Genomic DNA, 23,289 nt, shown 5'->3' with positions numbered 1-23,289 from the left:
CTTAACCTTGTAGTAAGTAGTAGAGCTGTGCCGTTAAAAAGAAAAAAAAATCGATTACTAGATTATTACCTATTAGTAAGATATGCAAAGTTTCGAAACCCTACTTTTTTAACAAGGGAATCAAAACGAGAGTTGCGATGTAAGGGAAATAATTGAGGCTCACTTACCAACCAAGGCACTTCCATTTCATGATCTGTGATAGAGCGTTCTAATAAATCTAATGCGTCATCATCTCGACCAAGTGCAGTAGCAATAATACTAGCAAAAAAAGCAGGAGCTCCTATATTTGTAGATTTCTTTAATTCAATCAGTTCTTTAAGGTTTTTTTCAGCTTTTAGAGTGTTTCCTTTGTGTGCATATGAGGCTCCCATCCAGGCTAAAATTCTAGGAAACCGTTTGCCACTTATCTCAATGAGTTTTAAAAAGAGTTCAATGGCTTTATCATAATTTCCGACGTTTAACATAAAAAAACCAGCATTATCGTAAACTAGAGGATGTGTTGGAAAAGACTCTAGTCTTTCTTCGATAAATGCTTCACCTTCTTCGTACATTCCATTGTAGTAATAGGATAATATTAAAGGGGAGTTGGGATAAAACGGCATGTTCCTATCAATATACAAGGAGATTTCAAGAGCTTCTTTGTGTCTGTTTTCAAATTGAAGAAAATCACGATACATGATATAATTTAAAGGCTCATTTGCTTTTAATCCTTTCTTGTAATAGTTCTCAGCTTCTTCAAAATTCCAGTGAAAAAAGGCTAATTGAAAACCTTTTACCGTAAAATTAAAGTGCCAATCTTCATCTAGTTTTATGGCTGTATCCAGATAGTGTTCTGCTTTATTAAATGCCTCTTTACTATCAATAGTAGCAGAAAAAGCAGAAGCTTTCATTTGATAAATAGTAGCTAATGCTGCATATGCAGGAGCAATAGAAGTATCTATTGTAATTGCTTTATTGAAATAGATGAGTGATTTATTTAGTTTTTTATCATCGAAAAAATTCATATGATACACTCCTTTGAGATAATAATTATAGGCTTCCGGATGATAAGATGTACGTTTTTTAAGTAATATTTTTTCTTCTTTAGATATATTCGCCTTTAAATTGTTGACAACATTCTCTCCAATATCACTTTGAATTTTAAGTATATCCGATAGTTTTTTATCATAGTGTTTGACCCAGATTTGACTTCCATCTGAGGTGTCCAATAATTTTACTTCTATTCGTAATACATCATTATATTGCTGTATACTTCCTTCAATAATACTAGCAACATTGTACTTTTCTCTAATGATATCAATCGAAGTACTATTATGAAGTAAAGAAGATGATATTACATTGAGATCATCAATGGTAGAAAGATACCTACTCATTGAATCTGCTAAACCATAGACTAAATATTCGTTTTCACTATTTGGACTGTGATTTTTAAAAGGGAGTACCATGATGGATGTTCCTTTTTTAAGTGTCTTATCAAATAGAGTTATATTGTCATTAAGTGCAATTTTACTAGGCGGATAACCGAAATAGGAAGTGAAACATTTGCTAAAATAAGAAGGGCTCCCAAATCCAACCTTATAAGAAACTTCGGAAGCAGTAACTTCTTCATTTAGAAGCATTTTTTTAGCTTCTTCTAGTCTGTATTCACGAATATATTGACTACTATTTTTATTACAGGTTTTTTTAAGCCTTCTATGTAAGTTTGAACGGCTCATCGCCATTTTATCAGCTAGAACATCCACACCAAATTGGTCATTACTTAGATTGGCTGCGATATGCTTCTCTACTTTTTCTAAAAAACTCTTGCCGGAGTAGATCATTTTTAGTCTACAAGTGGTTTTAAAGGTTGCCTTTTTTCTAATAGTTGATGAATCAAATCAGCTACTTTTTGAGGGCCTTCGTATTGATAAAGCGATTTCCTGATGGATTCAGCATTTTTTCGATATATATTATCCTCTTGTAATAATTGAATTAAACTTGATCGGTATACATCTATATCAGGCTTATTAGTGTCTAGTACAATTCCTGTTTTGGCTATTTCTAAAAATTTAGCTTGAAAAAATTGGTCATTGCATATAGGTAATAACGCCATCGGAACCCCATGGGATAAACACTCCAAAATAGAGTTAGCACCTCCATGACTTATCATCACATCAACTTTTTTTAAGATTTCTAATTGAGGTACATAAGGTAAAACAATACTGTCTTTTGGAAACTTTTCTGAAAAATCTTCATAATACAGATCTCCAACAGATAGGATTAATTGTACATTTAATTTCTCTACTGCTTCTGCTATCGTGGTAAATAAAATAGGGTGATAAAATACCATGCTTCCTAAAGACATGTACACAATCTTTTTAGTAGTATTTATTTGATCAAATGGAAAAGGGGGCTCGTCTCCTCTATTTCCTTTTAATGGAAAAGGAGTACCTGCATAGAAAGAAAAGTCATTATTACTTAGGCCTCTTGAAATGTAATCTTCAGATGTAAATACGGTATTTAGCCAAGGGGAAATTAGATCGGCAACCCGAAACTTTATATTTCTTTGAATAGACGAAAAAAGAGTTAAACGTTCATTTTTATATTTATGGAGTGTCTCCGTTAAATCGCTTTTCCATGATTTTGGAGTAAGCGGATTTAACGAATTGGAAATACCTGCCCAGGGAATATCTACTTTTTCTGCTACTATTGCTGTTGCATATACCATAGGGTCAGAAACTATGACATCTGGCTCAAATACATTTACTACGTCACCTAATTCCTTCACCAAAAAAGGAACACTATCAATGAGTAAAGTTTTTATCCATCGTTGCATCCATTCCTTATCTTTTATCTTTTTAGAGAAATCTGCACCATGTGCAATTAAGTCATTGGGTATATCAAAATTTTGTTTTGGAGTGTAGCATTTGCATTTAATATTAGCTTTGTTCAATTGATCTGAAATATCTCCCTGCGAAAAGAATGCGATATCCAAATTCATTTTTTGAAGACATTGCACAATACCTATTAACGGATTTATATGACCTCGCTCTGGAATTGTAACAATTAGTACTTTGAATTGACTCATAATCTATTCATTTACAGGCAAAAATAAGATTTTTGTAAAAAATGAAATGCTTTTAATCCAAGATGACAATTGTCCATTGAAATTAAGAAAACAAAAAGATAGTTTTATTCTAACTTATCCAACAAGCCATATTTAAACTCTTTAAGTATTTGCGTAGTATACTCTAAATCCCAATCTTTATTTTTTACCCAATCTTTAGCAATTGCTGAGTTTTTAGTATTGTCTACATTGTCATTAATAGTGTTTAAAATACGTTCTTTTATAGCTTCAGAAATATTTAAGAACTGACTTGCCTTTCTGCCTAACACTCTTGCTGCGATTTTATGTTGGTCTAAATCATCTTCTTCAGGGAAGGTGTCATTATGGTGTTCAACGATTTCATCAAAATTATAATCGAAATAATGCTCTATAATCTTCAAAATATCATACAGGTCGTTATCTCGGTCTTCTGGTCTGTCGCTCCAGGCAATTAATTTTAAAATAACCATTCCTAGAAGTGACGGAATTTGCAACGACTTTTCTTCGATTTCTATAATTTCTGTTTCTTGTAGGACTTCGCTAAAACCTAAAACGTGCAAATCGGTATAACGCTCATTGAATTGTATGGTGAATTTTTCTTCAATTTCTCCAAAAGGTAATAGGTCAATGGCAATATTGAATTTGTCGTGATATAGAGTTCAAGGCGTTTCTACTTTGTTAAACCCGTGTTTGAGCAGTTCTTCAACTACAGCTTCAAACTCTTTTATTGAGGATATCATTATCGCAAAGTCAATATCTTTTGTTCCTCTGCTTGGTTTAATGCCTCCTTTCAATAATTCTAAAGCGACTGCGCTGGCTCCAATGAGATAGTATGGTATGTTTAGTTTTACCAAGACATCATCGATACAATCAAAAACTTCTTTAAAATAAGGTATTGCTAATTCCTTATAGGTTTGGTTTGATGTACTCATTGAAAATTATGTTTGCAGTTTCTTTATTTCTTTTGTCATTACCAATCATTAATTCTGTATAAACTAATGCAGCGGGTGCTATATGTTCGTTTAGCTTTTTGTTCCAAAAAAGGTCGTACACCCAAATATCGCCTTCATCGTCTGGCATTAATCTATAGTTGAGCATCAAATCTTTTACGGTTTCTTCAGTGTATATAATAAATTTTTCTGGACGTAAATGACGAGTTAGTATTTCACCAGCAGGTTCACCTCCCCAAACTGTTCTATTTTGGTTGAGCTGTATCTCTCTCCAATCCTGATTTTCATTCTGAAACCTAAAACGTTACTTAAAAATGGTAGGTTTTAACGTTTGTTCAAATTCTGTAATCCATTTATTGAGAAGTTCTTCGTAATTGTTTATTATATATTCATTCTTATTTAATTTTAATATAAAGTTCGTGTCGAGCAATCCATTTATAATTAGTGGAATATTTCCCAAAACCACATTCGTAATCTAAGCAATTTCTCTTTGTGTATTATTAATTAGTTGAGGGTTTAGTAAAAAATGAAATATGACTTTAAGACCTGTTTTAGTATATGCCCTATTTCTTTTTCCTTTTTGGGTTCTGATCGTCTTATTTGTATCTATATATAGAAATATATTATTTTGATTGATATAAACATTTCCGTTACCTTCTAAATAGTTTACTTGATTCTCACGAAGCTCTTTCTTTATGATTTTCTTTGTGCAAACTCTTCATTAAGATCCAACGACGAAGTGTAGTGTGTAGTGAAGAAGTTGATACTGTTTCCGATACTAGATAAGCATGTCAATTTGAGGTGATTATTATGGTTTATACAAAGAAATTGACTCCTTTTTGTAAATACTGGAGCATGGTATTAGAGTATGGTTTTCATAAAGTTCTCCAGAAAACACTCTAAATAATTTATTTCTCAACTTATATTTTTATTCTCCATTTTTTAATCGAGAGTAGTATTTTATGCTGTGAGTGTTTTTTGATTTACTGATTTTTATTTAGTTAACACTTTTTTGAGGCAGTGAGTAAACTTTGAAAAAACTTGTATATTTCGATTAAATAAATCGTGATCGTCAGGTGAGGTATCTGAAAGAATTACTGTGATGTGGTAATGCTAAAACCATTATAATTTATTTTTTAATAACATATTTATAAGTTTAAAAAAACTAATCGTATAGTGGTTTTATTATTTTTTTATATTTTAGATATTAATATAGAAAAGTAAGAAAACTCCTATACTTAGGTTAGACTAATAGTTTTTTAGTTAATTAGGAGGTTGTAAAGTCTGTTTGGACTTCAAGGTAAAATTGTCTTTTAATGACATTGGAAAAAAAATGGACGCAATTTAAAGAAGGGGACAAAGATGCCTTTCAATTTATCTATGAATTATGTGTGGAGGATATGTATGCCTATGGTATGAAATTAAATCCAAATCAGGATAGAGTTAAAGATTGTATCCAGGAAGTATTTATAGATTTTTATGAAAAGAGAAGTAAACTGGCTACACCGGAAAATGTTAAATTTTATGTTCTTAAAGCTTTAAAAAACAAATTACTTAAAAAAGTAAAGAAGGAAAAAAAGAACGTGTACTTATCTGATTTTTATCAAAATACTTTTACCCCTGAATATAGTGTTGAAGATAAAAATGTTAATCTGGAAATATCTGAAAACAAACGAAACTTGATATTAAGTGCCTTACAAACTCTTAGTCCGAAACAAAAAGAAATCCTATACCTCAGATTTACTCTGGATTTGAGTTATCCAGAAATTTCTGAAATGGTTAAAATCGACTCTAATTCTGTTAGAAAACAAGTCTATCGGGCTATCAAAAAACTTAGAGAAAGTAAAATCTTCGAAGACTATCAAAACATAATTCTCTGGTGTACTTTTTATTCTTAAATTTTTAAATCTCAACTTGTTGATTTGTAGTTTTTTGTAAATTATTTTTAAAAAATTAACAAAAAAACTAAAAAAAAGTGTCCACAGAATAGAGGTAAGTGTCCCTATCTAATAAATAATACCTCCTATGGATGCCTTTGATGCTTATTTGGATAATGAAAAATTTGTAGATTGGATAGCGAACCCTTCGCCAGAAAAAGATGCGTATTGGGAAAGTTATATGTCTACTCATCCTAATGAAAGGAAAACCATATTGATTCTGAAAAAGTATCTGGAATTGATACATACTAAAGATAAAAAACTTACCTCTGAGGAAAAACAGGAACTATTAGATAAAATTTATTACAAGGTAAAAAGCAAAAAGACGAATCGCAATAAAGTGCGTTCCTTAAATCGATATCTACAATATGCTGCAGTATTAGTAGTTTTATTGGGTGTTGGTGCGTACTTCCAAATGATGTCTACAAATGCTCATAACCCCATAGAACAACTACAAACTTTAAAGCAAATATCTGTTGAGGATATAGAAGAAACTCAATTAGTACTTCAGGAAGGAGATCAAATTCGTGTTGCCAAAAAGAAATCGGAAGTTGTTTATCAAAATACCTATGGTCCTGTCATCAATGGAAAAGATACTGTGAATGTGTCAAAAGCAGGTACAAAAACCAAATTAATCTACGATCAACTTATTGTACCTTATGGAAAACGAAGTAAACTAAAACTTGCCGACGGAACTATAGTACATGTTAATGCAGGGTCAAAACTACTTTTTCCAAGACATTTTCTGGGAGACAAAAGGGAAGTATACTTGGATGGAGAAGCATTTTTTGAGGTAGCATCAGATGCTTCCAAACCATTTAATGTTCGCTTATTTAAAGATGAAAATTTATCTATAGCTGTAGTAGGTACCAAATTTAACGTAAATGCTTATCCATATCACAATAAGGTGATTACAGTATTGACTGAAGGAGAAGTACATCTCAAAGAACAGGCAAAAGGCTTTTCTTTCTCGAAAAAGAAGAATATTGTTATGACACCAGGAGAGCTTACAGAATGGAGCATAAATAAAGAAGCCTTAGTCAAAAAACAAAGAGTAGATACCGACTTTTATACTTCTTGGGTACAAGGAATACTGATATTTAACAGTGAACCTTTAGAAAAAGTTATCAAGCGTATAGAAAGATACTACTATGTTCATATTTACTTAGGAGAAGGTATCAATAGTGAGTTTACTATAACCGGAAAACTAGATTTAAACGATAATATAGAAAAGACAATGGAGAATTTGGCATTAGCCACTTCTACCACTTATAAAAAACAAGGAAAGGGTACTTATGTAATATCCAAATAAAAAGAAACCAAAGGATGCTACCAACATCCTTTGGCTAATAAACCTGTACAGTCAGTGTACAGATATTGTATAATAACAAGCTACAAAATTATGGAAAAAAAAAGATTTCCAAAGAATCCCATTTGGGAAGTATTGGACAAAATCAAAGAAGTGATGAAGTATATGTCATTGTTTTTATTACTTTTTTTGCTCTATTCATTCACAAATTCTTATGCGCAGAACAAAAAATTGAGACTCGACCTTAAGGATGCAACCCTTATGGAGATGATCAATGGAATAGAGAAGCAGAGTGAATTTGTATTTATATATGGAGATGAGGTAGTACCGATACTTCAAAATAAAAAACGCCATGTTATCGCTAAAGGGGAAAATATTCATAAAATATTGGATACCTATTTAGAAAAAACCGAACTTACCTATTATGTAAAAGAGCGGCAAGTTATTCTTAAAAAAAGAGAAGAGTCTTCAAAAGACAAATTAAATGTAGCCTTTCAATCTTCTGTTTCAGGTACTGTTCGGGATGTAAATGGGCCAATTCCGGGGGTGACCATTTTAGTCAAAGGCACTTCCAGAGGAACGACGACTGATTTTGATGGAGAATACACTATTAATATAGAAGTAGGAGATGTATTGGTGTATAGTTATATAGGTTTTACTAAACAAGAAGTTACTGTAGGAAATCAAACTACAATTGATGTAGTATTGAATGCAGATGCACAAGCTTTGGAAGAAGTGGTGATTAATGCGTTGGGATTTGAAACCAGTACTAAGAGATTGGGATCAGCAGTTTCCAGCGTTGCTGCCAAGGCATTAGTTAGGTCAGGAGAAACTTCTGTAGCTAATGCTATACAAGGAAAAATGGCAGGAGTAAATATCAGGAGATCCAATGGAGATCCGGGCTCAGGAACCAATATTAGAATAAGAGGAGGAAATACTATTTTCGGAAATACACAACCTCTGATTATTGTTGATGGTATCCCAATAAATAATTCAAATGCTCAAGGAGGAGCAAGCTCAGCTACCGGAAACGGAACTTCCCAACAATCCAGGCTCAATGATATTAATCCGAACGATATAGAGACTCTTCAAGTCCTGAAAGGAGCATCAGCTGCCGCCTTATGGGGATCTCGTGCATCCAATGGTGTAATTGTAATAACTACCAAATCTGGTAGAAAAGGATTTAAAGTTTCTTTTAAAAACTCGTTGTCAATCGACGAGGTAACCGAGACAGCTCCCTTACAATCTAATTATGGACAAGGACTTAGCGGAAGGTACAGATATGGATACCTACATGGTTGGGGAGACGAAATTTCCTCCCGTACCGGAGGTCAAGATACCTTTGTTACAACAGATGGGTTTTTTATAGGGGATCAGACAGGAAGCATCTATTATCCTATTGCAAGTGGTACTTCTACAAATCCTCATGGAGGTAAAAATTCCAAAGAAACCTTTCTACAGAAAAATTTTAATCAGGTTTTTAGAACGGCAGTTTTAATTGAACAATCTGTGAGTATTAGTGCAGGAGACGATAAAAGTAATATCTTTTTTAGTCTGGGAAATACAGATCAAGAAGGGGTAATTAGAAACAATGATTATAAAAGGCATACTGTTAACATAAGTGCATTAAACAAATTCAATGATTGGGTACGTCTTAAAATCAAAGGAAAGTACTCTCGAATCAGTGCTAATAGGGTTCAGCAAAACTCAAATACAGCAGGATTGCTTTTAGGGTTTTATAGAAATATTTCGGATTTTGATATTCAGGATTATACAGGGACTTATGTTAATGCTTCAGGTACCGAATTTAGAGGAAGACATAGATCTTATAGAAATCCAATTGGAGAAACCGAACGACCACGGTACAATAACCCATTATGGACTACTAATGCTCAAAAAGCTCCTAATATTGTAAACCGTCATATCTACTCAGCAGATTTAGATCTTTTTCCATTCAATGGCTTCAATATTAAACTTAGAGGAGGAGTAGATACATACAATGATAAAAGAACATATCTCTATCCCCGAGGGTCAGCTCGTACTGGATCACAGCCCAGATTAGAAGGGAACTTGACTTTTGATAATATTAGTGAAACCGAACTTAATTTTGATGCCATAGCTAAATATGATGCAAATCTTAATAATGATATTTCTACTTCCTTAGTACTGGGATGGAATATAAATGATCGTAAGTTTGATCGGGAAACAGTTGTGGGGAGTGACTTTATCGTAAATGAAGAAATATATTCTCTTACCAATTCAAGAATTATACAAGGAGACAATTTTATACGTCATATTCGCTCTAATAGGGGGTATGCTACAGCTAATTTTGGACTGTTTGATCAATTGTATATAGATGTTTCTGGTACCATAGAAGCGGCTTCTACTATCAAATCTCCATTTTTCTACCCATCAGCCAGTGCTGCCTGGCAATTTTCTAATGCTGGGTTTTTTCCGGAGGACAGCTTTATCAGCTTTGGAAAGGTACGCCTTAGTTGGGGCAAAGTAGGAATACAACCTGTTGCCTATAGAAGTTCTACCAATTATGAAGGAGATTTTACGTATAGTAACGGAATTTTTGGAAACCTTTCATCTACTAACCACGGAGGAGGTTTTAGGTTAGACAATAGATTGGGTAATAGTAACCTGAAACCTGAGATAAAGACTGAAATCGAAACTGGATTAGAACTGCAGATGTTTAATAACAGGCTTTCTACTAGCTTTACTTATTATACCAATAAAATAGAAGATATACTATTAACATTGGATCGCGCACCAAGTAGTGGATTTACTAGTTTTTATACGAATGGAGCTTCAATGAAAAATCAGGGGTTTGAATTTGAATTCAACGCTAATGTATTACAAGGAATGGAAGATTGGGTTTTTTCTGTTTACGGTAATTTCGGGACTAATAAAAATGAAGTAACCAGTTTAGCTGGGGCAGAAGTACAGCGACTTACAGGATTTGGCACAGGAGATTCAGTCGCTGCAGTGGGGTATCAAATGGGAGCTATTTTTGGAGGGAAACTTCCTCGAAATACAGATGGTAGTATTGTTTTGGATGCTAATGGATTCCCTGAAGGAACTCCAGTATATGATGTCATTGGTGACCCTAATCCTGATTGGACAGGAGGAATAGGATTTAATTTTGGTTATAAAAATCTGTCGATTAATGTGTTAATGGAGCATTCGCAAGGAGGTGATTTTTATGATATGACCCGTCAAATCAACTCTCAGAGAGGGTTTAGCGCAGAATCCGGTAACAAAGTAACTATTCCTGTTGATGGGATTCGGGATGTGACCGGAAATACCTATGTAGCAGGTGATATTGTGAGAGGTAATTTATACGATTTTGGAGGAGGGCAGGTGCTTTTGGAGCAAAATTGGTATCGTGGTAATGGAGCCGGAAACAGAGGTTTTAGTGAGTTATGGCTGCAAGATGCTACCTGGACAAGATTACGCGAAATTAATTTAACTTATTCTTTTGGAGAAAAAGTACTGGAAAAACTTCGTATATCAGAGCTTAGTATTGGACTTACTGGAAGGAACCTGGCTCTTTGGACTGATGTGATCGGCAATGACCCTGATAAAAATTTTGCAGGAGTAGGGAACTCAAGAGGACTGGATTACTATACCAACCCTACTACAAAATCGTACTTGTTTAATCTAAACTTAACATTCTAAAACATTGAATTATGAGAACCTTTAGAATAACTTTATTTATAGCTACATTTTTTAGTGTTATTGGATGTCAGGATGTAGTAGATGATATTAATGATAATGACCCTAATACGATTGGCGCTGTAGATGGAAGATCGCTGTTGACCGGAATGCAATTAGCAGATATAACGGCTCAATCCGGATATTTAAACTGGGCAGCGGGTGTATGGACAGGTAACTTTGTAGGTAGCGGAAGATTTGATCCGATCCAAAATTATCAATATGGAAATACCAACTCCAACACTCCATGGAGAAATATTTATGTAGGAGTGGTAAAACAAGCCCGAGAGTTAAGAAGTGGAATACCAGTTAGTAATAAGGATTTTTTCTTCGGAGTATCGAAAGTTTTGGAAACTCACGCTCTGGGAACGGCAGTAAACGTATTTGGTAAAGTGCCATTTACTCAGGCTGGAAACGATGATTTTCCCACTCCTGAGTATGAGGAACAATTGGCTGTGTATAGTGGGTTGCAGACTTTGTTAGATGAAGCCATCTCTGATTTACAAAATGCAGGAGATATTAATATTAGCGAAGATTTGTTTTTTGGCGGAGATGCCAATAAATGGGTCAAAGCAGCTTATACTCTAAAAGCGCGATTATACCTGGATGTAAGAGATTACTCAAGTGCATTGGCTGCGGTCCAAAACGGAATTTCATCCGAAGAAGAAACAATGAAATATACTCCCCCTGCAGTTGTATTGACTGGAGATACCAATTTGTTGAATCAATTTTTTAATGGAAGTTTTCCTGATGATTTAGCAGTGGAAGGATCGTATTTGATTTCCCTATTGGGATCAGGTCCTGAGAGTCGTAACAATACCAAAACCAATGAAGTAGATCGATCAGCATATTATTATACTGATACAGAAATCAATGATTCGGATGGAGGAATAGCAGGAGTTGCAGAACCGATGAACCAAATTTCGCTTCAAGAAAACTTATTGATATGGGCTGAAGCAGCTTTGAGACTGGGAGCTTCTAATTTTGATCAGGCATTGTCCAAACTCAATGAACATAGGGCGAATTTGCGTAATGGAGTATATTTTTCAGTAACCACCAACGCCATGTACGACGATTATGTCGAAACTGATTTTACAGCTGGAGGGGTCGAAAATATAGATGGATCTTTGTCCAAAGAGGATGCACTATTAAGAGAAATTATAGAAGAAAGATATGCCACTTTTTTTGCAGATATCTTAAGTTTTAATGATTTAAGGAGGTTCAAAAAAGACCCGGTAACTTTGCAAGTAGGAGTGCCCTTTAATGTGGGAGATAGACACCCCGAACGTTTTTTATATCCTTTTTCAGAAGAAAATACGAATGGAGCCAATGTTCCTGATGTGACAGATATTTTTGTAAAAACAGATGTCAATCAGTAATTCAAGGAATTGATCTTAAAAAATAGTTTGAATCAGTAGTTAAATGTATTAAAAAGAGGGTTGTCTTGAGTGATACCTCTAAATTGAGTTCTCATATATTCATACAACCTCGAGAGCAACCTTCTTTTTTATTTACAGATCCTCTACGAAATCATGAGGTATGAACAGATTTGTTTATAGACTACATCCGATTTCAGACTCACTTTTCACTTTAATAAATCGAAAACCAAAATAGTATTTTGACCATTAAGCGTATGGAAAACAATAAGATAATCATTTGGTGTTGTCTGTGTTGGATATTGGTTTCGTGTAAGGTAAACACAGAAAAACCCTATGTAAACCAAGGCAGTGTGATTTTTGATACCGCATTTGTCAGTGCACGATTAGACAGTGTACGGCAAATAGGTGAAAATAAGTATGAAGCCTGGGTATTACCTGCATACGAGCCGGTAAACCAAAGCCCATGGTATGCCTTTGGCATGCAATCCAATAATGAAAAGGAGATTTTCCTAACCCTTCATTACGGAAAATATAAACATCGGTATATCCCCAAGATTAGTACAGACAAAAAACGTTGGAGATCAATACCATCTGATCAAGTCATACTGGATACAGTAACCGGATCAGCAACTTTGCAGTTACAGGTATCTACTCAAAAAATCTATATAGCATCCCAGGAGATAGAAACCTCTTTAGATACATACAACTGGATAAAGCAATTTCTTCAAGATTTTCCTGAAGTGAAAAAACAGAAGGTAGGAGTAACATCTATGGCAACTCCTTTGTATATGCTAACATTAGAAAAAGGGAATAATATAGATACAGTCGTATTAATAGCAAGGCAACATCCACCTGAAATTCCGGGAGGTACTATAGGTTTCAAAATTTTTGTAGAAACTATGTTTTCAGAAAGAGAAGTAGCACTTCAATTTCGTGATAAGTTTAATATTATCGTGTTTCCATTACTCAATCCTGATGGTGTCGATCATGGATACTGGAGACATAATGCCAATGGTAAAGACCTTAATAGAGATTGGGTTGATTTTACTCAGCCGGAAACACAACTAGTGAAAAAAACTATAGAAACTAAAGTAAAACAAGGGCAAAAGATCAGGTTTGCTATTGATTTTCACACCTCTTATTCGGGACCGTATATGCTTGTACTGGATAGTATTAATGAAGCTAAAACAGCAAAGGTCATTCCTGATTGGGTAACTCATATAGAAAAAAACTCTGAATTTATTGTGGAGCAAAGAAGACGGTCTCAAGGATTACCTTATGCTTATAACTATTTTTTTAACGCATTTGGAGCAGAAGCTGTAACCTATGAAGAGGGAGATGAAACCGATAGAAAGGTGATCAAAGAAAGAGCTAAAGTGTATGCAGAGAATTTAATGAGAACATTATTGATGAAACAAAAAAATGAAACATTTCAAAATTAAATATTGCTATTTATTTATAGCCATACTCAGTTTTTATGCCTGTGGTAAAAAAGAAATTTCTGTAGACTTACTGATTCGTAATGGGATGGTCTATAATGGAATAGATACTATCGCATCCAATGTATCCATTGGTATTCAAAATGACAAAATAGTTTTTATAGGCAGTGAAGATACTGTAGATATTGTATCAACACAAAATATTGATGCCAAAGGGATGGTCGTATCCCCCGGTTTTATTGACCCACACACCCATGCAGATCGAGATCTTGTCAAAAAAGACAAGGCCCATAACCTCCCTTTTTTGATGCAGGGAGTTACTACAGTAGTTGTGGGTAATGACGGAGAAAGCTTTTACCCAATATCTAAGTACAATGACCTGTATGAAAAACAAGGTATTGGTACTAATGTGATTCAATTAGTAGGCCATGGTACATTACGAAATCAAGTGATGGGAAAAGGAGATAAAAAAGCTACTCTGGCAGATATTGAGCAAATGAAAACGTTACTGAAGCAAGAAATGGAATCAGGTGCGTTTGGGATATCTACCGGACTTTTTTATGCTCCCGGAAGTTATTCTAATACCGAAGAAGTAGTTGCTTTGACCAAATTGGTTGGAGAATATCGAGGGATATACGACACCCATTTGAGAGATGAAAGTTCATATACTATTGGACTTATCCCAGCTATTGAAGAAGCTATAGAAATAGGTGCAAAAGCACAGGTTCCTATTCATATTTCACACATAAAATGCCTGGGAGTAGATGTATGGTCTAAGAGTAAGGAAATTATCCGAATGGTACAAAAAGCTCGGATGTCCGGAATTGAAATTACTGCGAATCAATATCCTTATGATGCTTCTGCTACAGGATTAAAATCTGCTGTAGTACCGAGATGGGCAGAAAGTGGTGGGCTTGATTCTCTTTTTCTTAGGTATAATAATCCTACTCATAGAAAAAAGATTCTTGAGGAAACCAGGAAAAACATAAAACGTAGAGGAGGAGCCAATAAATTATTGATAGTTAAAACCGATGACCAAAAATTTGTAAACAAAAACTTGTTGCAAATATCCAAAGAACTTCAAATGCTACCAGAAGAAACTGTATTTGAAATCCTTAAAACTGGATATGCCCGCGTAGCTTCTTTTAATATGAACCATAGAGATATTACAAATTTCATGAAAGAACCTTGGGTAGTTACCGGATCAGATGGTAATACAGGTCACCCAAGAAAATATGGCTCTTTTCCAAGGAAATACCACAAATATGTAAAACAAGACAAAATTATTTCTCTTTCTCAATTCATAAACAACAGTACATCCAAAACAGCATCCATAGTAAAGCTCTCTGGGAGAGGGACAATTAAGAAAGGTTTTTATGCAGACATTATCATTTTTGATCCAGAAACCTTTAAGGATATCGCAGATTATGCTAATGCCTTTCAGTATGCTGAAGGATTGAAGTATAGTATTGTTAACGGAAAAATTGCTGTAAAGCAAGGAATGTACATTCAAGGATTACACGGAAAAGTATTAAAAAAACACAAAATTAACCCATGAACAACATAAAGAACGGCATACTGATATTACTTTTAATCAGTATATCTATAAGCTGTAAAAAAGAATATAAAAAAGAAGAAAAAGAAGTTGTAGTATCTCAAAAGGAAGATATTGTATCCACAATAATTGAGGATAAAGATAATTTCTATCACCTGGATTTCACTACTTACCCGCGAGAAAAACAGAATTTGCCTATTGGAGTTTTTGATTCTGGTACAGGAGGGCTTACCGTACTAAAAGCCATTGTAGAGTATGACCAGCATAATAATAGTACTAAAACAAAAGGAAGTGATTCCCTTCTAGATTTTGCTCAGGAGTTTTTTATTTATTTGGGAGATCAAGCCAATATGCCTTACGGAAACTATGCTAAGGAAAATAAAATAGATCTGCTAAAAGAACATATTATTAAGGACGCACAATTCTTAATGGGAAATAAGTACTACACGGATCGTGAAGATCAAACTATTGAGACAAATAAACTTCCTGTTAAAGTGTTGGTTGTTGCTTGTAACACTGCAACAGCCTATGGAAAAGAGTATATAGAAGATTTTCTAAAAAAGGCAGGGTCAGATGTCAAAGTAATTGGAGTCATAGATGCTGGAGTACGAGGGACATTAGCTCATATCGAAAAAGAAGAAGATGCAGTGATTGGTGTATTGGCAACTGCAGGAACTGTAGCCTCCAAAGGTTATCATAATACTTTGCTCAAATACAAAAAAGAAATGGGATACACCGGGATGGTTGAGGTGTTTTCTCAAGGAGGTATTGGTATAGCCGAAGCCATAGATAATGACCCGGATTATTTTGATAAAACTCTAAGAACTCCAAGAAAAGAATATAAAGGACCAGGTTTGGAAGGAGATGTGAAAATAAATCAAACGCTATTTGATGTATATAACTTCGATTTTGACCATAATAGAATGCTTTGTAAGAGTGGAATGCAAAGCGATTGTGAAGTATTGCAAATCAATGATGCTGAAAATTACGTGCGCTACCATCTGGTAACTTTACTGGAAAAAATCAGGATATCAAAAACACCTCATAAACTAAAAGCATTGATTTTAGGATGTACGCATTATCCATATATGGAGAATGAAATTAATAAGGTGCTTAACGAATTGTACCAATACAAGGACAGCAATGGAAAATATGTATATCAGGGGTTTATGGAGGAGAATATTGTTTTGGTAGATCCAGCTGTTGATACTGCTAAAGAACTTTTTTATCATTTAAAAGATGATCAACTGTTTAACCCTAATGGACAATTAAAAAACAGCGAATTTTATATCAGTGTACCCAACAAACAAAATACCAATACCGTAATCGATAGTTTGGGGCGCTTTCCTTATGACTATAAATATGGAAGACAAGCAGGAGAAATACAGGAATATGTCAAAGTAGTGCCTTTTAGCCGTAACAACATTCCGGAAGATATTCTTACCCGTTTTCAACAACAAATACCAAAAGTATATAAATTAATGAAGCACTTTAATCAGAACAATACCAAAGCTGCTCATTTGAATCAAAATTCAAAAATATAAAGGAACTAATGGATAAACTTAGCATATTAAAAGGGAGAATTGTACCTGTTTTGGTAATGATTATCTTTAGTACAACCATATATCAGGGATGTTCTTCAAATGATTCACCCGGGTCGGAGAGTGTAGATACTACTCCTCCAAGTACTCCTACTGGATTGGTTGCAACTCATATTTCTGCAACAACCATTACCCTAAGTTGGGAAGAAGCAACAGACAATGTAGGAGGTATACAATATGATATTTTTTTAGAGGGTACAAGAACCACGACCCTTACAGATACGGTATATACTCTTACAGGTTTGGAGGCAGATACAAAATACATCATTGCGGTAAGGGCAAAAGATACGACAGGGAATGTTTCTCAGGGTAGTGTATCTATAGAAGTGAAGACCTTGCAAACAAATATCCCTGTGCAAGTTTCAGGGGATATAACGTCATATTTAGGAAATATTCTAGCTGATATGCCGGGAGCATCAGAGAATCAATATAATTCACCAACTGTGCAACAAATCACAGATTGGGAGGAAATAATAGAAGCCTTACTTGCCAGAGATATTCCGAAAGCAATAGTAGCTGCAAACCCACTTGGATATCAAGTTACAATATTTATAGATACTGCTTTTTCTCCAAGCCAGAAATTCTATATTTTGGAAAAAAAGAGTTCAGGAAATAATCATTGGGGAACCTATGTATTTCATACTACTCCGATAAAAGAAAATTTGATTCTACAAGCTCCCCATGCATTGTATGATACCAATACAGGTAAAGAAGCCATATATTGTTTTAAAAATACCGGCGCTATGGCTTTGTTTCTGAATGGAGTACACCGTTGTAATAGTATGGTAAATTCCAGTTGCTCTGGTACAACAAGTGTCTGTGGTTCGACTCAACCGTATCGTATTTCTGACCTGGCCCATGCAACCCAGGCTGTATTTCAAAAAACAACAGAAATACTATTACAATGGAATACCAATACACTGTTTATTCAATTACATGGTTTCTCTAAACGATCGACCGATCCCTATGTGATTATGAGCAATGGAACGCGACATACCCCCGCAATAGATTATGCAGTAAAACTAAAAGAAGCTATTCAAGAGGAAGATGCTGCTTTAACTTTTAAACTAGCTCATATCGATACAGAATGGACTAGACTTATTGGTTTTACTAATGTTCAGGGAAGATTGATTAACCAAAGTACAACACCATGTGAACAATCTACTACCATTTCCTCAGGAAGGTTTATTCACGTAGAACAAGAAAAAACCAGGCTTAGAGCAGACGAACAAGGCTGGAAAAAAATGAGTAATGCATTGAATAAAGTATTTTGATATAAATTGAAAAGCAATGAAAAAAGAAAATAGATATTCTCAAAAGACAATATTACTTATCGCAATATTTATTGCGGCGGCTATATCTTCCTGTGTTGGCCCTAAAAAGGTGAATTTTCCAGAAAAAGTAGATACTCGTAACAGAAAAATATCATATCAGAGTAAAAAAACGTATACCTCAAAAGATACTCGTGTTTGGATCAGCAATACTTTTGATGGAGGACGTGTAAATGGAGTAGAAGTAATAAATGATAATACGGTAGTTGTTGATATTGAGCCAGAGAATATACCAATTAATAAAAGTCCATATTATGCTTTTAAAATATGGTCGGATACGATTCAACAGCGGTATGTCCAATTCAGATATCCTCATGGTTTTGCTCATAGATATGTACCAAAAATATTTGATGGTAAGATTTGGCATAACGCTGATACTACTTCATTTTTAGTTAGAGATACGATAGCAACACTTAAACTGAAAGTAAATAAGATTCCCCAGATCATTGCTGCCCAGGAATTGCATACTTCTAAAGAAGTTGAGCAATGGTATCAAAAAACTATAGTAGATAATAATACCACAGTGCAATTAAAAAGTGTTGGATTATCGGTTTTAGGAAGGAATATTCCTGTTTTGGATATTTACAATGGGGATCCTCAAAATAGGGATATTATTGTATTGCTGACCCGTCAGCATCCACCAGAAGTAACAGGTTATTTTGCTTTTCAACATTTTCTTGAAACCATAGTTAAAAAATCATCTGTGACCGAAGCGTTTTTGGATAAGTATAGAGTATTAGCTTTTCCCATTGTGAACCCAGATGGAGTAGATTTGGGGCATTGGAGGCATAATGCTAATGGTGTTGATACGAATAGAGATTGGTCAAAGTACAGGCAGCCTGAAGTCAAACAGATAGTGCAATATATAAATGAAGTAGCCAGACTACATAAAAGTAAAATTGTACTAGGGCTGGATTTCCATTCAACTTACGAAGATGTGTTTTATACCAATGCCGAAAGAGAAAACACACATTTACCGCATTTTATAGAAGATTGGTTTACAACGCTTGAAGATGAAATACCAGGTTATACTGTAAATGAAGCATCCAATAATAGTAAAAAACCTGTTTCCAAGGGATGGTTTTTATATGGACATCAAGCTACAGGAATTACCTATGAAATTGGAGATGAAACACCAAAAGAACGTATTAAACAAATTGGAATTATATCCGCCAATGCTATGATGAAATTGTTATTGAATAAAAATATTAAAGTGGAGTAACCGAGAGAGTTAAATACAAGAATATATATTGGATGTTACATCCAAAAAAAAATCTATACTGCTGTTTCGCGATGTTATAGGCAACGTTTGAAATCGAAGGATGTATGAACCAATGAAAAAGATTACTCATTGTTTTTTTTAATAATGCCAAAAAACTCATTTCGTAGAGAAGGTTCTATAAATTGCCCTCCATACTCAATCGTGGTGGTAAAACTACTTTTATCTTTAATTCCTCTAGAAGAAACACATAAGTGTTTAGCATTAACTACAACAATAACATCTTTGGTTTCTAAAGTTTGTTGTAAGTCATTTAAGATTTGCAGACATAATCTTTCTTGTACCTGAGGGCGATGTGAATAATAATCGACTAACCTGTTAATTTTTGACAATCCTACTACCTTGTTTTTTGGAATATACCCTACATGTGCAGTACCAATTATGGGTAAAAAATGATGCTCACAAGCAGAGTCAATAGTAATATTATGTTCTACCAACATTTTTTGATACCCGTACTTATTATCAAAAGTTGAAATCTTTGGACGGTTTTTAGGGGCTAAACCATAAAAAAGTTCTTTTACATACATTTTGGCTACTCTGTATGGAGTTCCCGAAAGACTATCATCTGTTAAATCGAGCCCCAACTCTTTCATTATTTCAGAAAAGTGATGTTGAATATTTTTGATCTTTTCATTATCAGATTTTTCAAAGGCATCCTCTCGTAAAGGAGTTTCTATGCTATTAGAAATATGTGCATCTCCTATCAATTCTATTTTCTTTCTATTCATTTTACTGGGATTAATTGGTTTTACAACATTTTTGTTTGCATTGACAGTATTTTAGATTGTAGAAATGTAAAACCACTAATAATAGAGATGCTACGAAAATGAGTGCTTCTGGTAAAGAAATTAAAAGAAATTTTTCATTTAGAACAATAACGAATAACAGCAGCCAACTTATCCAAAAAGCATACTTCATTTTGGGCTTTGAAGTGGTTTTAACAGACCTGTTAATCGCTATAAAAGAAAAACCTAAAAAAATAATGTCTAAAGATTTCCACCAGGTAGGATGTACATCTTGTAACATTACTGAACCAGTATGAGCGATAAAAAGAAAAGGAGTAATTAAGCAATGCGCCAAACATAAGCTACTTGCTATAATTCCTAAAGTATCTGAGTTATTACGTATGTGAGATATGTTCAAAAGAAAATGTATTTGTTTATGCTGGACAAAGATAATATTATTTTACAAATGCAACTTTGTTGCTTTAGTAATATTTGTTTATTTTTGAAAAAATCATTTTATGATACGAACCAAATCTCTTCAGTTTACCTATCATGATACAAAAAATCGTACCTTTTGTTTTCCAGATATTGATTTGCCCTCGAAAGAAGATATATTGGTTTTGGGGCCTTCAGGTGTTGGTAAAACGACATTATTACATCTTTTGGCAGGTCTTTTACCTCCAAAAGAAGGCGATGTTTTTATTGCCAATACTTGTTTGAATACACTTACGAGAAAACAATTAGACTATTTCATAGGGCAAAATATTGGACTAATTTTTCAACGAGCTTATTTTATCAGATCTTTATCTTTACTAGAGAATTTAACGCTGCGTGAGCGTCTTTCCAAAAAGAAAAGTGATCGTTATCGAAAAGAAGAATTAATCACGCAGTTAGGACTCTTAGATCTTCAAAACAAAAGAGTATATCAATTAAGTGAAGGGCAACAACAGCGACTTTCAATTGCCTTAGGAGTCATACATAAACCTAAAGTTATATTAGCAGACGAACCTACATCTAACCTGGATGATACTAATTGTGAAAAAGTAATTTCTCTATTAAAAAAAGAGGCCCAAAGCTGTAAAAGTAATTTAGTGATTGTAACTCATGATAAAAGAGTGAAATCACATTTTGATAATCATATAAGTTTATAAAATTGTTATACCTGGCTTACAAAAACTTAATTTCTAAACCTTTAAATACTATTTTGAGTGTTTCGCTATTATTGCTAAGTATTTCGCTAACAACTTTTGTCTTGCAGGTAAGAAATCAACTTAACCAACACTTAGAAAATAATACTAAACCATTTGATATGGTTATTGGTGCTAAAGGAAGTCCGCTACAACTAGTGTTGTCTTCTGTTTTGCACATTGATGATCCTACTGGTAATATACCATTAGATGAAGCCTTAAAAATTACTAAAAATCCTATGGTAAAAGAGACGATACCTATTTCTTATGGAGATAATTATAGAGGATATAGAATTTTAGGTACGTCAAATGAGTACTTGGATAAGTATGATGCAACCTTGCAAGAAGGGAAGTTATATGAAAAACCTTTTGAAGTAGTTATTGGAAATGAAGTAGCAAAAAAAATTAACCTACAAATAGGAGATACTTTTACCAGTGCACATGGTTTAGCCGAAAATGGATTAGAAACTCATGATGAGAAACCTTTTATGGTTACTGGAATATTAAAACCAACAGGGGCGATTATTGATCACCTTATCATCACTAATCTACAAAGTATTTGGGAGGTACATGAACATAACGATGAACACAATCATCATGAAGAAGAGCACGAAGAACAAAGAGAAATAACCTCTTTACTAGTTAAATTTAGAAATCCTTTGGGGGCTTTGCAGATGTCTAGACGGATTAATGAAAAAACGACCATGCAAGCGGCACTCCCCAAATTTGAAATCGAGCGATTAATGAGGCTTTTAGGAATTGGCTTTCGTACAATTAATGGTATTGCTATTGCAATATTGCTGGTAGCAGGTCTTAGTATATTTATTAACCTAATCAAAACGGTAAGAGAAAGAAAACAAGAGTTGGCCTTGTTACGTACCTATGGGGCCAACACTTTTCAGTTGATAAAATTAGTCTTTTTAGAGGCACTTTTTTTATCTCTATTAGGATCTATTTTAGGGTGGGTTTTGGGAAGAATAAGTATCTGGTTTTTTTCAGCTTTTACAGAAAATATATATAGATACCATTTTGTATTTAGCTTTCCCACTAATAAAGAACTACTCATATTGATACTAGTGATTCTAACCACCTTCCTGGCAGCGATTCTAGCCTCATTGCCTTTATTTAAATTAAATGTTTCTAAAACAATATCTGATGTATAAAATAGTCTTCCTAATCCTGTTTTTTATAGTAACTAAATTCAACCTATTTTCTCAAGAAAAATTAACCTGGCACGATTTGGCTGATGTAAAATTTTATAATGTTTACAGTTCAAAATATGATGATATCTTTTTAAAACCAAGATTCGGACCTATTATAAAGTCATATAAAGGTGCTCAAATTCGTATTAAAGGTTACTTTTTAGATTTTTCTATTGAAGAAGATGAATTCTATATGGTATCTAAAAACCCTAGGTCTTCCTGTTTTTTTTGTGGTGCAGCGGGTCCAGAAAGTATTGTTGAAGTTATTTTTAAACAAAAGCCAAAATTTAAAACAGATCAAATTGTAGAGGTTACCGGTATTCTTGAACTTAATACAGATGATGTAGATCACTGTAATTATATACTAAAAGAGGCGACAGGAAGGTTGATAAATTAAAAAAATAAGTAACTAAGTAAATATTCAATAAGCGATTACCTCAGATAGTAAGTTGATTATGAAATTATCATAACTTCTATACCTTGTATGCTCAATTTGAGAGCCATTTTTCAGGATATCATCGACACTTTCAAATAATCTCAATACCTCTCAGATAAAATAAGTTGAGTCGTTCTTTTAAAGACAGATTATG

Annotated in this window: 19 protein-coding genes and 1 pseudogene; 12 read left to right on the top strand and 8 right to left on the bottom strand. The window is 33.9% G+C overall.

What is annotated here, in order from left to right; all coding sequences use genetic code 11:
- Window positions 1-65 precede the first annotated feature (65 nt).
- The 5 genes from Z053_RS0101055 to Z053_RS30635 form a co-directional block, all read right to left on the bottom strand.
- Window positions 66-1,820, bottom strand: a complete 1,755-nt coding sequence (locus tag Z053_RS0101055; RefSeq protein ID WP_025663177.1) for a helix-turn-helix domain-containing protein — start codon at window positions 1,818-1,820, stop codon at window positions 66-68.
- A 2-nt stretch (window positions 1,821-1,822) separates the two neighbouring features.
- On the bottom strand, window positions 1,823-3,067 hold the full coding sequence (locus Z053_RS0101050) for a glycosyltransferase (RefSeq protein ID WP_025663176.1): 1,245 nt from the start codon (window positions 3,065-3,067) through the stop codon (window positions 1,823-1,825).
- A 104-nt stretch (window positions 3,068-3,171) separates the two neighbouring features.
- Window positions 3,172-3,645, bottom strand: a complete 474-nt coding sequence (locus Z053_RS0101045) for a hypothetical protein (RefSeq protein ID WP_025663175.1) — start codon at window positions 3,643-3,645, stop codon at window positions 3,172-3,174.
- A gap of 99 nt (window positions 3,646-3,744) precedes the next feature.
- The gene (locus tag Z053_RS0101040; RefSeq protein WP_025663174.1) at window positions 3,745-4,017 is read right to left on the bottom strand and encodes a hypothetical protein; all 273 of its coding nucleotides are present in this window, start codon (window positions 4,015-4,017) and stop codon (window positions 3,745-3,747) included.
- The gene (locus Z053_RS30635) at window positions 3,992-4,300 is read right to left on the bottom strand and encodes a type IV toxin-antitoxin system AbiEi family antitoxin (RefSeq protein ID WP_081748192.1); all 309 of its coding nucleotides are present in this window, start codon (window positions 4,298-4,300) and stop codon (window positions 3,992-3,994) included. Before Z053_RS30635 ends, Z053_RS0101040 begins: the two co-directional genes overlap by 26 nt.
- Window positions 4,301-5,351: 1,051 nt before the next feature.
- Between Z053_RS30635 and Z053_RS0101030 the strand changes: the two genes are divergently transcribed.
- From Z053_RS0101030 to Z053_RS0100990, 9 genes are all read left to right on the top strand, one after another.
- On the top strand, window positions 5,352-5,933 hold the full coding sequence (locus Z053_RS0101030; RefSeq protein ID WP_025663173.1) for an RNA polymerase sigma factor: 582 nt from the start codon (window positions 5,352-5,354) through the stop codon (window positions 5,931-5,933).
- A 127-nt stretch (window positions 5,934-6,060) separates the two neighbouring features.
- On the top strand, window positions 6,061-7,284 hold the full coding sequence (locus Z053_RS0101025; protein ID WP_025663172.1) for a FecR family protein: 1,224 nt from the start codon (window positions 6,061-6,063) through the stop codon (window positions 7,282-7,284).
- A gap of 90 nt (window positions 7,285-7,374) precedes the next feature.
- The gene (locus Z053_RS0101020; RefSeq protein WP_025663171.1) at window positions 7,375-10,965 is read left to right on the top strand and encodes a SusC/RagA family TonB-linked outer membrane protein; all 3,591 of its coding nucleotides are present in this window, start codon (window positions 7,375-7,377) and stop codon (window positions 10,963-10,965) included.
- A gap of 11 nt (window positions 10,966-10,976) precedes the next feature.
- Window positions 10,977-12,380 (top strand): SusD/RagB family nutrient-binding outer membrane lipoprotein, encoded by a 1,404-nt coding sequence (locus Z053_RS0101015; RefSeq protein WP_025663170.1) that lies wholly within the window; start codon window positions 10,977-10,979, stop codon window positions 12,378-12,380.
- A gap of 254 nt (window positions 12,381-12,634) precedes the next feature.
- A complete protein-coding gene (locus Z053_RS0101010) occupies window positions 12,635-13,822 on the top strand; it encodes a M14 family metallopeptidase (protein WP_035094578.1) in 1,188 nt (395 codons plus the stop codon).
- Window positions 13,803-15,377: an N-acyl-D-amino-acid deacylase family protein gene (locus Z053_RS0101005; protein ID WP_025663168.1), complete on the top strand. Its 1,575-nt coding sequence runs from the start codon at window positions 13,803-13,805 to the stop codon at window positions 15,375-15,377. Before Z053_RS0101010 ends, Z053_RS0101005 begins: the two co-directional genes overlap by 20 nt.
- A complete protein-coding gene (locus Z053_RS0101000; protein WP_025663167.1) occupies window positions 15,374-16,918 on the top strand; it encodes a glutamate racemase in 1,545 nt (514 codons plus the stop codon). The genes Z053_RS0101005 and Z053_RS0101000 overlap by 4 nt, the downstream gene beginning before the upstream one ends.
- Window positions 16,919-16,926: 8 nt before the next feature.
- Window positions 16,927-18,249 carry a fibronectin type III domain-containing protein gene (locus Z053_RS0100995; protein ID WP_025663166.1) on the top strand — a complete coding sequence of 441 codons (1,323 nt, stop codon included), beginning with the start codon at window positions 16,927-16,929 and terminating at the stop codon, window positions 18,247-18,249.
- Window positions 18,250-18,265: 16 nt separating this feature from the next.
- Window positions 18,266-19,528 carry a M14 family metallopeptidase gene (locus Z053_RS0100990; RefSeq protein ID WP_025663165.1) on the top strand — a complete coding sequence of 421 codons (1,263 nt, stop codon included), beginning with the start codon at window positions 18,266-18,268 and terminating at the stop codon, window positions 19,526-19,528.
- Window positions 19,529-19,650: 122 nt separating this feature from the next.
- On the opposite strand, the gene folE is transcribed toward Z053_RS0100990, so the two are convergent.
- Together folE and Z053_RS30630 are read right to left on the bottom strand one after the other, a co-directional pair.
- Window positions 19,651-20,313, bottom strand: a complete 663-nt coding sequence (gene folE / locus Z053_RS0100985; RefSeq protein ID WP_025663164.1) for a GTP cyclohydrolase I FolE — start codon at window positions 20,311-20,313, stop codon at window positions 19,651-19,653.
- A 10-nt stretch (window positions 20,314-20,323) separates the two neighbouring features.
- Window positions 20,324-20,728, bottom strand: coding sequence for a MerC domain-containing protein (locus Z053_RS30630; RefSeq protein ID WP_241459798.1), 405 nt, complete (start codon window positions 20,726-20,728; stop codon window positions 20,324-20,326).
- Between the two features lie 100 nt (window positions 20,729-20,828).
- Here Z053_RS30630 and Z053_RS0100975 point away from each other — a divergent pair, with 100 nt between their 5' ends.
- From Z053_RS0100975 to Z053_RS0100965, 3 genes are read left to right on the top strand one after another with little or no spacing between them, the layout of a single operon-like run.
- Window positions 20,829-21,461, top strand: a complete 633-nt coding sequence (locus Z053_RS0100975) for an ATP-binding cassette domain-containing protein (protein ID WP_025663162.1) — start codon at window positions 20,829-20,831, stop codon at window positions 21,459-21,461.
- 53 nt (window positions 21,462-21,514) lie between these two features.
- Entirely contained in the window at window positions 21,515-22,660 is a 1,146-nt protein-coding gene (locus tag Z053_RS0100970; RefSeq protein WP_152538234.1) for an ABC transporter permease, read from the top strand.
- Window positions 22,653-23,096, top strand: coding sequence for a hypothetical protein (locus Z053_RS0100965; protein ID WP_025663160.1), 444 nt, complete (start codon window positions 22,653-22,655; stop codon window positions 23,094-23,096). The genes Z053_RS0100970 and Z053_RS0100965 overlap by 8 nt, the downstream gene beginning before the upstream one ends.
- A 24-nt stretch (window positions 23,097-23,120) precedes the next feature.
- On the opposite strand, the pseudogene Z053_RS32235 reads toward Z053_RS0100965, so the two are convergent.
- Window positions 23,121-23,234 (bottom strand): annotated as a pseudogene (locus Z053_RS32235) (IS982 family transposase); the annotation flags it as partial.
- Between the last annotated feature and the right edge of the window lie 55 nt (window positions 23,235-23,289).

Source organism: Aquimarina megaterium XH134 (assembly GCF_000520975.1).
GTDB classification, from domain to species: Bacteria; Bacteroidota; Bacteroidia; order Flavobacteriales; family Flavobacteriaceae; genus Aquimarina; species Aquimarina megaterium.
Note: the sequence above shows the minus strand (reverse complement) of the source record. Positions and strands in the feature narration are given on the sequence as shown.

Bases quoted from the DNA above. Each gene is read 5' to 3' on its own strand.
- Z053_RS0101055 (WP_025663177.1), bottom strand. From the start codon at position 1,820: ATGATCTACTCCGGCAAGAGTTTTTTAGAAAAAGTAGAGAAGCATATC.
- Z053_RS0101050 (WP_025663176.1), bottom strand. From the start codon at position 3,067: ATGAGTCAATTCAAAGTACTAATTGTTACAATTCCAGAGCGAGGTCAT.
- Z053_RS0101040 (WP_025663174.1), bottom strand. From the start codon at position 4,017: ATGAGTACATCAAACCAAACCTATAAGGAATTAGCAATACCTTATTTT.
- Z053_RS0101030 (WP_025663173.1), top strand. From the start codon at position 5,352: ATGACATTGGAAAAAAAATGGACGCAATTTAAAGAAGGGGACAAAGAT.
- Z053_RS0101025 (WP_025663172.1), top strand. From the start codon at position 6,061: ATGGATGCCTTTGATGCTTATTTGGATAATGAAAAATTTGTAGATTGG.
- Z053_RS0101020 (WP_025663171.1), top strand. From the start codon at position 7,375: ATGGAAAAAAAAAGATTTCCAAAGAATCCCATTTGGGAAGTATTGGAC.
- Z053_RS0101015 (WP_025663170.1), top strand. From the start codon at position 10,977: ATGAGAACCTTTAGAATAACTTTATTTATAGCTACATTTTTTAGTGTT.
- Z053_RS0101010 (WP_035094578.1), top strand. From the start codon at position 12,635: ATGGAAAACAATAAGATAATCATTTGGTGTTGTCTGTGTTGGATATTG.
- Z053_RS0101005 (WP_025663168.1), top strand. From the start codon at position 13,803: ATGAAACATTTCAAAATTAAATATTGCTATTTATTTATAGCCATACTC.
- Z053_RS0101000 (WP_025663167.1), top strand. From the start codon at position 15,374: ATGAACAACATAAAGAACGGCATACTGATATTACTTTTAATCAGTATA.
- Z053_RS0100995 (WP_025663166.1), top strand. From the start codon at position 16,927: ATGGATAAACTTAGCATATTAAAAGGGAGAATTGTACCTGTTTTGGTA.
- Z053_RS0100990 (WP_025663165.1), top strand. From the start codon at position 18,266: ATGAAAAAAGAAAATAGATATTCTCAAAAGACAATATTACTTATCGCA.
- folE (WP_025663164.1), bottom strand. From the start codon at position 20,313: ATGAATAGAAAGAAAATAGAATTGATAGGAGATGCACATATTTCTAAT.
- Z053_RS0100975 (WP_025663162.1), top strand. From the start codon at position 20,829: ATGATACGAACCAAATCTCTTCAGTTTACCTATCATGATACAAAAAAT.
- Z053_RS0100965 (WP_025663160.1), top strand. From the start codon at position 22,653: ATGTATAAAATAGTCTTCCTAATCCTGTTTTTTATAGTAACTAAATTC.